This is a genomic window from Alcanivorax sp. HI0007 (genome assembly GCF_001635525.1).
In the GTDB taxonomy this organism is placed as follows: domain Bacteria; phylum Pseudomonadota; class Gammaproteobacteria; order Pseudomonadales; family Alcanivoracaceae; genus Alcanivorax.
Window position 1 is genome coordinate 16,471 of the sequence record NZ_LWEJ01000263.1, and the last position, 11,959, is coordinate 28,429.

The following is an 11,959-nucleotide window of genomic DNA, read 5'->3' on the forward strand; positions in this document are numbered from 1 at the left end:
ACTCCCCTCAACGCCCTGGCAGTCCAGCAGACCGCTCCCTCTAAAACGCATTCACCTTGCCTTGTCCCGGCTTGCGGCATGCTTTGAATAAAGGAGATCCCCAATGCGCCGCATCGTAATCATTGTGAGTCTGATCATGCTGCAAGCCTGCCAAACCCACCCGCAAGACCCGATTCAGATTGCCGATAATCTGAACCTGGACCGTTTCATGGGCGATTGGTACGTGATCGCCAACATCCCCACCTTGCCGGAAAAGGGCGCCTACAATGCGGTGGAAAACTACAAACGCATCGGCCCCAACAAGATCGCCACTACCTTCACCTTCCGCAAGGGTGGCTTTGATGGGGAATTCAAGCGGATGACCCCCACCGGCTTCGTCAGTGACGTGGATCCGGCCATCTGGGGCATGCGCTTTATCTGGCCTTTCAAGGCGGACTTCCGTGTGCTCTACGTGGACGAGGACTACCAGACCACCATCATTGGCCGCGAGAAACGGGATTACCTGTGGATCATGGCCCGCCAGCCACAGATCAGCGATGCCACCTTCAGCAAGCTGAAGGACATCGCCCGCGACCGGGGCTACAACCTGGAAGAGTTGCAAAAAGTGCCACAGCAGTGGGATGAATAACCCGCCGAGGTGACTGGCCCTTCGCCTTGCGAGCAAGGCTCCAACGGCTGCGGTTGCGTTAGCCCGAGCCCGAGCCCGAGCCGACCATATCTCCCCGTTGGAGCTTTGCTCGCAAAGCGAATTGGCGGGTAACGGAGCGTACCGCCTGCTCTTCGTGTTGCCTTTCAGGCTTTACTGGGGGCCCCTTTCAATGGCTCCCGTTATCCTCTCCCCCTTGAAATCCATCCCCAACCCACCATCACTGAACTACCAGTCATGACAAGGAAGGAGCCCTCATGAAAGTTCTGATTGCCGGTGCCAACGGCAAAATCGGTCGTCGCCTGATCCCCCACCTGGTGGCCGACAATATTCAGGTGCGCGCCATGGTCCGTGATCTGAGCCAGAAGGCCGACCTGGAGACCCTGGGCGCCCATGAAGTCGTGGAAGCGGATCTGGAAGGGGATTGCAGCAAAGCCCTGGAAGGCCAGGATGTAGTCATCTTCACCGCCGGCTCCGGCCCCCACACCGGCCCTGAGAAAACCATCGACGTGGACCAGAACGGTGCCATTAGCCTGATCGACCAAGCAAAAGAACAGGGAGTTGGGCGCTTTATCATGGTCAGCTCCATGCGCGCCGACGACCCGGCATCCGGCCCGGAGAAACTGCGCCATTACTTCACTGCCAAGGGCAAGGCCGACGACCACCTGCGCGCCAGCGGGCTCAACTACACCATCGTCCGCCCGGGCCGGCTCACCGAGGAACCGCCCCTGGAGAAAGTGGAAATTGCCGAGAAGTTGAAGAGTTTTGGTGATATCTCCCGCGAAGATGTCGCTAAAGTGCTCTCGGAAACCACCCGCCGTGCGTTGCACAACAAGGAATTCGACGTTATTGCCGGCCCAACCCTGATCCCGGAAGCCCTTGAGGCTCTTTGAATCACGATAAGCGTCACCGGCCACTCCCAACCCACCGCAGCCCCCTCCCGTTGGAGCTTTGCTCGCAAAGCGAAGGCGTTAGATCTGGCACGGAGCCCGCCTCCAGCCCTTCGCCTTGCGAGCAAGGCTCCAACGCCAGGCCTGAAGCCTCCCCTCCCGTTGGAGCTTTGCTCGCAAAGCGAAGGCGGTAGATCTGGCACGGAGCCCGCCTCCAGCCCTTCGCCTTGCGGGCAAGGCTCTAACGCCAGCCCCGAAGCCTCCCCACCCGTTGGAGCTTTGCTCGCAAAGCGAATGCCCCGAAATCGTGCACATAATGCACTGTGACGCATAAAAGGGCAGGCGCTGTTCACAGAATCCAATTCACCAAAATGTAAAGTTGGCACCAAACTGTCATAATTCTGCTAAATTACTGCCCCAAACTGGTACCGCTCGTGTGGGGCTGCCTGATAGTTTTCCTGTTTTGTCCGCTGGCCCGCGAATGGGTATGGATCGTGCAGAGACGGTCCGGTCTTTGATCGTCTTGGCCGGCAGGATTGTCTGGCAGGCCTCTGAAACCTTTTGCGCTTGGTGTATCCGCTCCGTACAATCCCGCGCTCACAGGAAGTGTGTGCTGGATCACATTTTTACTAGGGATGTTTATGACGCCGGATCTGGTGTTTACAGTCGCAGTGCTGCTGATGGTGCTGGCGGCCTTGGCAAGCAACAGGGTTCCGGCAGACGTGACCATGATGGCAGCGCTGACGCTGGTGCTGCTGGCGGGCATCATCAGCCCGTCTGAGGCGCTGAAAGGCTTCGCCAACCCCGGCCTGATGACCATCGGTGCCTTATATGTGGTGGCGGCTGCCTTGCGCGATACAGGTGCTATCTACTGGGTGGCGCACAGGCTGCTGGGGTCCCCCAAGACCCTGCTCGCCAGCCAGCTGCGCATGCTGGCCCCCACATCCCTGCTCAGCGCCTTCCTGAATAACACCACCGTCGTGGCCATGATGATCCCGGCCGTTCAGGACTGGGCCCAACGTCTGCGCCTGTCACCGTCCAAATTTCTGCTGCCGCTCAGCTATGCGGCTATCCTCGGTGGCACCTGTACCCTGATCGGCACTAGCACCAACCTGGTCGTGGATGGCCTGGTTCAGTCCCACGGTATGGAAGGTTTTGGCATCTTCGACCTGGCCTGGGTCGGGGTGCCGTTGCTGCTGGTGGGCAGCCTCTACCTGATATTCCTGGGTCGCCACTTGCTGCCTGACCGTGAAGGTCTGGTCGAGCAGCTGGAAAACGCCCGCGAATATCACGTTGAAATGATTGTGCCGGAAAACAGCCCCTTGGCTGGCAAAACCATCCGCGAAGCCGGCTTGCGTAACCTCACCTATGGGTATCTGACCGAGATCCAGCGGGGCGACCGTTTGCTCACCGCCGTCGGTGCCGACACGGAGCTGGCCGACAACGACATTCTGGGTTTTATCGGCGCCCCTGAATGCGCCCGTGAACTGCAGCGCATCAATGGCCTGATGCCGGCCCACGGCGCCGCCCACAAGCTCGCCCTCAATAATCACCAGCGTTGCCTGGTGGAAGTCGTGCTGGGGCCGGACTTCCCCGCGCTAGGCAAAACCGTGCGGGAATCGGCTTTCCGAACCCGCTATCAGGCAGCCATTCTCAGTATCAGCCGCAACGGCAAACGCTTGAGCGGCAAGGTCGGCGACATCCTGCTGAAAACCGGCGACACCTTGCTTCTGGAGACAGGCAAGTCCTTTGTCTCCCAGTATCAATACCGCCGCGACTTCATGCTGGTCAGCCCGCTTCAGGATTCCTCGCCGCCGGATTTCCGCAAGGCGCCGCTGGCGATTCTGGCGCTGGTTGGCATGTTGCTGACTAACGCCTTCGGCTTGCTTTCCACTCTGGAAGCCGCCATGGTTGCCGCCGGTTTTCTGCTGGGCACACGCTGTGTCACCGCCAACCGGGCCAGGATGACCGTCAGCGTGAATATGTCCGTGCTGATTGTGATTGGCGCTTCTTTTGCAGTGGGTGTAGCGGTAGAGCAAAGCGGCACCGCCGCCTGGATTGTGGACAGTGTGTTCTTGTCCGGCAATCTGAGCCCCTGGACCGCATTGATTCTGGTTTACTTGATCACCGCATTATTCACCGAACTGATTACCAACAACGCCGCCGCGGTGCTGATCTTCCCGGTGGCGCTGGAAGTGGCAGAGAAATTCGGCGTCAGCCCGCTACCGTTCATCGTGGCGGTCATGTTCGCCGCCTCTGCCAGCTTCATGACCCCCCTGGGGTACCAGACCAACCTGATGGTCATGGGCCCGGGGGGGTACAAGTATGTGGATTACCTGAAAGTCGGACTGCCAATGAGCTTGATAGTCGGCGCAGTAAGCCTGCTGCTCATTCCGCTGTTCTGGCCGTTTTAACCGACCGGGCGAACCGGTAAAGCAAGAGGAAAGACCATGAGTACCCCTTACCAGGAGCGCGACAACGAGTCCAAAGCCCATGTGGTATGGCACCAGACCCACATCAGCAAACAGGATCGTGCAGCACAGAAACAACAGAAGCCTGTCTGCATCTGGCTGACCGGCCTGTCAGGCGCTGGCAAGTCCACCATCGCCAACGCTCTGGAAGTGGCCCTCACCGAGCAAGGCAAGCACACCTACCTGCTGGATGGCGACAATGTGCGCCACGGCCTGAACAAGAATCTGGGCATGAGCGATGACGACCGCGCCGAAAACATCCGCCGTGTGTCCGAAGTGGCCAAACTGATGGTGGATGCCGGCCTGATCGTTGTCACCGCCTTTATCAGCCCCTTCCGCGCCGACCGTGATGCGGCCCGTGCCCTGTTTGAAGACGGCGAGTTCGTAGAAATCTTTGTCCACGCGCCCCTGGAAGAGTGCGAAAAGCGCGACCCCAAAGGCCTGTACAAGAAAGCCCGTGCTGGCGAAATCAAGGAATTTACCGGTATCGACAGCCCTTACGAGGCGCCGGAAAAACCGGAAATGGTCATCAATACCGCAGAAAACGATATTGAGGCCTGCGTTCGCGAAATCATGGCCCAATTGGCTATCTGAGTCTGACGTCGGCAATGCAATTCAACGGGAATGTTGAGAGGTAACATGCAGCCAGGGAACGCGGAAAGCCGAGATCAATCAGCCCCGGCCCCTGGCTGGTATGTGATCCAGTGTAAGCCCGGCCAGAACGAGCGGGCTTACCAGAACCTGATCAACCAGGGCTATCACTGTTTCTCCCCGCAATTGACGGTGGAGAAAGTGGTGGCCGGACGCCGTGCCACCCGGGTTGAGCCGCTGTTCCCCGGGTACCTGTTTATCCAGTTGCAAGAAGGTGTCGAAGACTGGGGTGCCATTCGCTCTACCCGGGGCGTGCTGCGCCTGGTGCGTTTCGGCATGAAGCCGGTACCGGTACCCAACGACGTCATTCATAGCCTGATGCAGCGCAGTGTAGAGGCCGGCCAGTCACCCGCACCGGCCTACACAAGAGGCCAGGCGGTCAGAATCGCCCACGGACCTTTCGCCAATCTCCATGCCGTGTTTGAAGGGTTCCGGGGAGAAGAGAGGGCCGTGGTGCTCTTGAACCTCCTGGAAAAACACCACCGCCTGACTCTGAACATCAGCGAACTTTGCCCGGCCTGAGCCGGGCGAAATGCTTGTAAAAACTTGTATTGCGCGGCTGTGGCCGCAATGTGCCGGTGATACCGTCACGAAACTGTAAGCCGGGGTAGGCCCGGTAGAGGTAGCAAAAAAATGGCAGTGAACAAAGCCAGAAAGCGCTGGATTTGGGTCAGCGGGGCGGTAGCGTGTCTGATGGCACCGGCCCTGTTTGCGGCCCCCTGGATCGAGACAGGCGATAACCGCAGCCGCCACGCCGTGCAATGGTTGGTAGATCGCGGCGAGCTGAATGTACCGGTCACCACCTGGCCGGTCATGTGGGCGGGCATTGCCGGTCAGGAGCTGGGTACTTCACAGGAAGCCGCCTACCTGAACATGGAAGCCCGGCAGACCTTGATGCGTGGCGGCGAAGTCCGCATGGGCGTGTTCGCCGGTAATGCCCCGCAGGTTTTCCGAGGTTACGGGGCCAGCCCCAGAGAAGACACCACTGCCGAGGTGGAGGCTGAGCTGGTCGGCAGCCGGTTTGCCGCAGGTATCACCGCTGCCTGGACCCCCGACCCGGAATTCGACGACAAGGAAGCCCGCTTCGATGGCAGCTACCTGGCCGCAAACCTGGGCAACTGGGTCGGCGGTGCCGGCATGATCGACCGCTGGTGGGGGCCGGGCTGGCAATCCAGCCTGATTCTTTCCAATAACGCGCGCCCCGTGCCCAGTGCATGGCTGTCTCGAAAGAATCCCAAAGCCTTTGACAGCCCCTGGCTCAGCTGGATCGGCCCTTGGCAATTTGTCGCCTTTGCCGGCCAACTGGAAGAAGAGCGCACTATCCCCAATGCCAAGTTGCTGGGGGCCCGCCTGAGCTTCCGCCCGGTGAAAGGCCTGGAGCTGGGCCTGAGCCGCACCGCCCAATGGGGCGGTGACGGACGCCCACAGTCGTTCGATTCTTTCGTGGATCTGGTCCTGGGCAAGGACAATCGGGGTAGCAGCGGCATCAGCGAAGAAAATGAGCCTGGCAACCAGCTTGGCAGCGTCGACCTGCGCTATGGCTTTGGGGTTGGCAAGGAGACCATCGCCCTTTATGCCCAGGGCATGGGTGAAGATGAAGCCGGTGGTTTGCCGTCCCGCTGGGTGGTCCTCGCCGGGCTGGAATGGACAACCGGTCTGCTAAATGGTCGCCAGCGCTGGTTTATGGAAGGTTCGGAAACCACATCCGAAAAAACCGGTGATGATGGCCGCCCCAACTACACTTACGAGCACAATATCTACAATACCGGTTACCGCCACCGTGGCCGAAGCTTGGCAGCCAGCCCGGGTAACGACACGCAAATGTTCACCCTGGGTCTGTTCCACTATTTCCCCAATGGTCATGAGCTGGAGTTGACTGTGTCCGATATTGACCAGAATCAGGATGGTACGGTACGCGCTAACACCACTTTCCCGGGCACCAACAGCCGTATCGACCGCCCCAATTTCAACCGCCGCTTCACCTATGGCACTTTCGCTTACCGGTTCCCGGTGGGTAAAGGCTCACGCCTGTCATTACAGGGCTGGGTGTCCGGCGGTGACAATCTGCCCACCGCCGCTGACGACAGCGACAAGTTTGGCGCCCTGGCAGGCTGGGAGTACCGTTTCTGATGCAGGCGACAACGCACATCAACAACACTCCAGCCGCCGTTGGAGCCTTGCTCGCAAGGCGAATGCCCTCAACGTCGCCATCAGCGCCAGCCCGCCATGGCACCCGCGCTACAGACAAACCAAGAAAGAGCAAAAACAGAATGAAACTGCTACTTACCTTGCTAACTGCCACTTTCCTGACAGGCTGCGCTCTGGCTCCAGGCTCCCACATCAACGGCAACAACAACCGCTGGTATGCCGGCGAACAGGAAGACGCCGAGCCGGAAACCGATTGGCAGGAGCAGGTCAGTATCGAAGCGATTACCCCATCCTTGCTGGGGCGGCTGGCGGAGCCCAAACCGTTGCCCAAGGTAGAATCTGACGAGCTCAAAACTGCCATGCAGGACTATGACTATTACATCGGCATCGGCGATGTATTGAATGTCACCGTCTGGGACCATCCGGAACTGACCATTCCCCAGGGGTCAGAGCGGGCACCGGCGGAGTCGGGCAACTGGGTGCATAGTGACGGCACCATTTTTTATCCCTACGTAGGGAAAATCGAAGTGGCCGGGCTGGATGTGACCGCCGTGCGCGAGAAAATCACCAAAGCACTGGATGCCTACATCCAGCAACCACAGGTAGACGTTACCGTGGCCGCATTCCGTTCCAAGCGTTCCTACATCACCGGGGCGGTCAATAAACCCGGGCCGGTACCCATTACCAACATTCCTCTCACCCTGCTGGATGCCATCAACAAGGCCGGCGGCCTGGCAGAGCTGGCCGATTGGGAAAACGTGGTGCTTACCCGCGACGGTCAGGAAACCCTGTATTCCCTCAAGCGCCTCTATCAACAAGGGGATCTGACCCAGAACACCCTGCTGCGCGATGGCGATGTGATTCACGTTAACCGCAACGACGACCAGAAAGTGTTCGTGCTCGGCGAGGTGGTGGAAGCCCAGCCGGTACCGATCCAGCGCAGCCAGATGACTCTGGCGGAAGCACTCAGTACCGCCGGTGGATTGAACGAACTGCAAGCCGACGCGTCCGGGGTATTTGTCATGCGCCGAGCCCCGAAAGGCTCCAATCTGATCGCCAACGTCTATCAATTGGATGCCTCCAATGCCATGGCGCTGGTACTGGCAGACCAGTTCCCGCTGCAGGCTAGAGACATAGTCTATGTGACTGCCGCGCCAGTGGCTCGCTGGAATCGTCTGATCCTGCAGCTGCTTCCCACCATTCAGGGCTTGCGGAATATCTCTGAAATCGAGTCCAAGAGCTTCCGGACCAACGATTAAGGGGGGGCAGGGGAATGTTCAATAAGGTTTTAATCGTCTGTGTCGGCAATATTTGTCGCAGCCCCACGGCGGAAGTGCTGCTAAAACAACGTTTGCAGGAAAACGGCAAGGAGATCCAGGTGCATTCTGCCGGCCTTGGCGCACTGGTCGGCAAGGATATCGAACCCACTGCCCGACAGGTACTGGTGGAAAACGGTATCGAGCCTACCTTGCACAGCGCCAAACAGATCAACACGGCAATGATCGGAGAGGCTGATCTGGTTCTGGCTATGGAACAGGCTCATCTCCAGCACCTGAATGAGATTGCGCCCCAGGCACGAGGTAAAACCTTCCTGTTAGGCAAATGGCTGGATAACAAGGAAATTCCTGATCCCTATCGCCAGCAAAAACCGGCGTTCGACCACGCCTTTACGCTGATCGACCAAAGCATAGCCGCATGGCTGAAGTACCTGTGAGGCCCGGATGGAAAACAATACACCCATGACACACCAAGAACAGAATAACGATGAGATCGATCTGCTTGCACTGGCGGGAACACTGTGGGACGGGCGTTGGCTCATTATTGGCGTCACCGTCCTGGCAACCCTGTTTGGTGCCGTTTATGCGCTGTTAGCCGAACCCGTCTACCGTGCAGACGCCATGGTGCAGGTGGAGCAAAAAAGCGGCGGTCTCCCGGGTATGTCTGAAATCACCGAGATGTTCGGCAGCGAATCGGCGGCAGTCACAGAAATCGAGCTGATCAAATCCAGGGCGGTAATGGGCGAAACCGTCGATGCATTACACCTGGATATCGAAATTGAGCCGGTGCAAGTGCCCGTGATCGGCAATTTTCTCTCTCGGTATGCCTCCTACGGGCCCGATGGTTTGGCAGAGCCCTGGTGGTCCAGTAACTACGCCTGGGGGGGAGAAAAGCTGGATATCACGCGCTTTGAGGTGCCACGGGCCACTTATGGCGATGAATATACATTGAAAGTCACCGAGTCAGGTTGGTTACTGGAAAACGAAGCAGGAATAGAAGTGCTCGGTGGCGTCGAGGGTGAGCAGGCCAATAATGGCAACTATAGCTTATTTGTTCAGTCCGTGAAGGCCCGACCGGGAACCCGATTTACCCTGATCAAGCGTGACCGCCTGGCAAAAATCATCGAACTTCAGCAAAACGTCGGTGCGAGCGAAAAGGGTAAGGATTCAGGCATTATTGTACTGAGCTATCCCCACCCTAAACCGGCCAAGGCCAAAGCCGTGCTGGACCATATTACGCAAACCTATGTGCGCAATAACGTGGAGCGTAACAGCGCGGAAGCCTCCAGCTCACTGGAATACCTTAAGGAGCGCCTGCCGGATGTCCGCAAAGATCTGGAAGAAGCGGAAGCCAAACTGAATGAATACCAGGTAGAAGCGGAATCCGTCAACGTGACCGCTGAAGCCCAGGCGGTACTCGACCAAATTGTCGAGCTGGAGAAAAACATTTCCACCTTGCAGCTGCAAAAAGCCGAAATCGAGCGAAAGTTCACCAGCAGCCACCCCAACTACAAGGCCTGGCAGGCGCAAATGGCCGAGCTGCAGGAAAGAAAGAAAGAGTTGGATGAGAGAATCAGTAAGCTGCCACTCACCCAGCAAAAAGTGGTCAGGCTTACCCGTGATGTCAAAGTGGGCAACGAGATTTACCTGCAGATGCTGGCCAATATTCAGGAGCTGGATATTGTGCGCGCTGGCACAGTGGGTAATGTGCGGGTGGTTGATGATGCGGCTGTGAATATCGATGAACCGGTCAAACCAAAAAAGAGTTTACTTGTTGCTGTTTGTCTTGTGTTGGGAGGCATGCTTTCCGCAGGTTTTGTTTTGCTGCAATCTATTTTGAACAGGGGGGTAGAAACTCCGGAACAAATCGAAAGTCTGGGTATTCCTGTCTATGCCACAGTGCCTTTGTCTAAAGAGCAAAGCAAATTAAACCTTCTATTAAGAAAAGAAGCCGAAAAAAACATTCACTTATTGGCTCTGGACAATCCAGCTGATTTGGCAATCGAAGCCCTTCGAGGGCTGCGGACCAGTCTGTATTTTGCCATGATGGATGCACCGAATAACATTCTCATGGTATCCGGCCCAAGTCCTAATGTAGGGAAATCGTTTGTTTCCGCTAACTTCGCCGCTGTTTTCGCCCAGTCAGATAAAAGGGTTCTAGTGGTAGATGCCGACCTACGTCGGGGTTCAATGCATGATCAGTTCAACATGGATAAAAAATTGGGCCTGTCTGAAGTGCTTAGCCGCCAAATCGATCTGAAAGATGCGATTCGCGAGACCAAAGTTAAAGGGTTACATTTCATCAGTCGAGGTGTAGCACCACCTAATCCATCGGAATTACTTATGTCATCTAGCTTTGAGCAGTTTGTTGAAGAAATCAAAGTTGATTATGACTTAATTATTATCGATACGCCGCCGATCTTGGCTGTCACCGATGCAGCGATTATTGGAAGACATGCCGGTACTAGCATGATAGTGGTGCGATTTGAAATGAATCCTGCCAAGGAAATCGAATTGACTAAAGCCCGGTTTGGACAAAATGGGGTAGATATTAAGGGGGCGGTATTCAATGCAGTCGAGCAGCGTGCTAGAACAAAGACTGCATATGGATATTACAACTATGACTATAAGTCAGAGCGTCATTAAAACATTTAGAGAGTGGCCATGAACTTACAAGCAAAAACCATTTTGGTCGAGGGCGGCGTAAGTCTAAAGAAAGCGGGCATTAGCAGGTCCAAAAGAATGTTAGATATCACGGTGGCGGTGATGGCGTTGTTGCTACTAAGCCCAGTCTTTCTTGTTATAGCAATATCTGTGAGTTTGTCATCGTCGGGACCAGTACTATTCAAACAGAAACGCAGCGGATTATATGGCGCTCCTTTTGAAATATACAAGTTCAGATCTATGAAAGTTCATGATGAAAATGGTGTGGTTACACAAGCAAAAAAAAATGATGAACGAGTAACAACTGTAGGGCGATTCATTCGGCGTACCTCACTTGATGAGCTGCCACAATTTATTAATGTTTTGAAAGGTGAAATGTCATTGGTGGGGCCAAGACCTCATGCGTTATCACACGATAAATATTATGGAGAAAGAATAGAAAGTTACAATTGCCGTTTTTTTGTAAAGCCAGGTATTACGGGATGGGCTCAGATTAATGGCTCCAGAGGGGAAACGGAAACCCTAAAAAAAATGGAAGACAGAATCGGGCTCGACTATTGGTATATTAAAAACTGGTCACTTTTCCTAGATATAAAGATTATATTGCTTACTTTTTTTGTAGTGATCAAGAAAAATGGTGCTTATTGATATTTGTGTCAATTAAAATTTAATGATCGGGTTTTTTTGAATGATTGTCATAACGGGAATGCACAGGAGTGGTACGACTATTATTGGTGAGTTTCTGAGAAGAGCGCCATCTGTTTCTGTGATACATGAGCCATTTAATCGTACATTCGGTGAAGAAAGGGTTGAACACGATTATCCAATACGTGGCGGCAAAGATTTTTTATATGTTGACGATATCTTGGAAGACATAAAAAAAAGGAAAAATCTTCGCTTTAAGAGAGCGCACCCGAAAGACTCGCTGATAAAAAAAATCCTCAGGCCTTTTGTTGGAGGAAGGTCGGGGATAGATTATTTTTCATATCGTTTTTTTTCTGTTTTAGGTCCCAGAAAAATTGTATTGAAAGATCCTTTTTTATCGCTTTCATTAAAAGATAAAAATAATGAAAAGTATGTGGTTGTATGTCGCCATCCATGTGCGGTTTGGTTATCGATTAAGAACATGAACTGGCGCTCAGACCCGAAAAAATCCTCTTTTATCGATACTGAAAATGAACTTGATGAAATTGATAGATTTTCGCTAACTTG

The 11,959-nt window shown here is 55.1% G+C and carries 11 protein-coding genes; all 11 read left to right on the plus strand.

Translation table 11 applies throughout. From position 1 onward, the window contains the following. Positions 1-103: 103 nt before the first annotated feature. On the plus strand, positions 104-628 hold the full coding sequence (locus A3714_RS15685; RefSeq protein ID WP_063508861.1) for a lipocalin family protein: 525 nt from the start codon (positions 104-106) through the stop codon (positions 626-628). A 275-nt stretch (positions 629-903) separates the two neighbouring features. Then, positions 904-1,539, plus strand: a complete 636-nt coding sequence (locus A3714_RS15690; RefSeq protein ID WP_063508860.1) for an SDR family oxidoreductase — start codon at positions 904-906, stop codon at positions 1,537-1,539. A 638-nt stretch (positions 1,540-2,177) separates the two neighbouring features. Then, a complete protein-coding gene (locus A3714_RS15695; RefSeq protein WP_063508866.1) occupies positions 2,178-3,950 on the plus strand; it encodes an SLC13 family permease in 1,773 nt (590 codons plus the stop codon). A 36-nt stretch (positions 3,951-3,986) separates the two neighbouring features. Then, positions 3,987-4,601: an adenylyl-sulfate kinase gene (gene cysC, locus A3714_RS15700; RefSeq protein WP_063508859.1), complete on the plus strand. Its 615-nt coding sequence runs from the start codon at positions 3,987-3,989 to the stop codon at positions 4,599-4,601. Between the two features lie 45 nt (positions 4,602-4,646). Next, positions 4,647-5,180 carry a transcription/translation regulatory transformer protein RfaH gene (gene rfaH, locus A3714_RS15705; protein ID WP_063508858.1) on the plus strand — a complete coding sequence of 178 codons (534 nt, stop codon included), beginning with the start codon at positions 4,647-4,649 and terminating at the stop codon, positions 5,178-5,180. 111 nt (positions 5,181-5,291) lie between these two features. Further along, positions 5,292-6,788 carry a capsule assembly Wzi family protein gene (locus A3714_RS15710; RefSeq protein WP_063508857.1) on the plus strand — a complete coding sequence of 499 codons (1,497 nt, stop codon included), beginning with the start codon at positions 5,292-5,294 and terminating at the stop codon, positions 6,786-6,788. Between the two features lie 140 nt (positions 6,789-6,928). After that, positions 6,929-8,065, plus strand: coding sequence for a polysaccharide export protein (locus tag A3714_RS15715; RefSeq protein WP_063525673.1), 1,137 nt, complete (start codon positions 6,929-6,931; stop codon positions 8,063-8,065). 14 nt (positions 8,066-8,079) lie between these two features. Then, a complete protein-coding gene (locus A3714_RS15720; protein WP_063525674.1) occupies positions 8,080-8,520 on the plus strand; it encodes a low molecular weight protein-tyrosine-phosphatase in 441 nt (146 codons plus the stop codon). A 7-nt stretch (positions 8,521-8,527) separates the two neighbouring features. Beyond that, positions 8,528-10,729: a polysaccharide biosynthesis tyrosine autokinase gene (locus tag A3714_RS15725; RefSeq protein ID WP_063508999.1), complete on the plus strand. Its 2,202-nt coding sequence runs from the start codon at positions 8,528-8,530 to the stop codon at positions 10,727-10,729. An 18-nt stretch (positions 10,730-10,747) separates the two neighbouring features. Then, entirely contained in the window at positions 10,748-11,395 is a 648-nt protein-coding gene (locus tag A3714_RS15730) for an exopolysaccharide biosynthesis polyprenyl glycosylphosphotransferase (RefSeq protein ID WP_063525675.1), read from the plus strand. Positions 11,396-11,435: 40 nt separating this feature from the next. Continuing rightward, a partial coding sequence (locus A3714_RS17800) for a hypothetical protein (protein WP_156493872.1) occupies positions 11,436-11,959 on the plus strand: 524 nt, incomplete at its 3' end.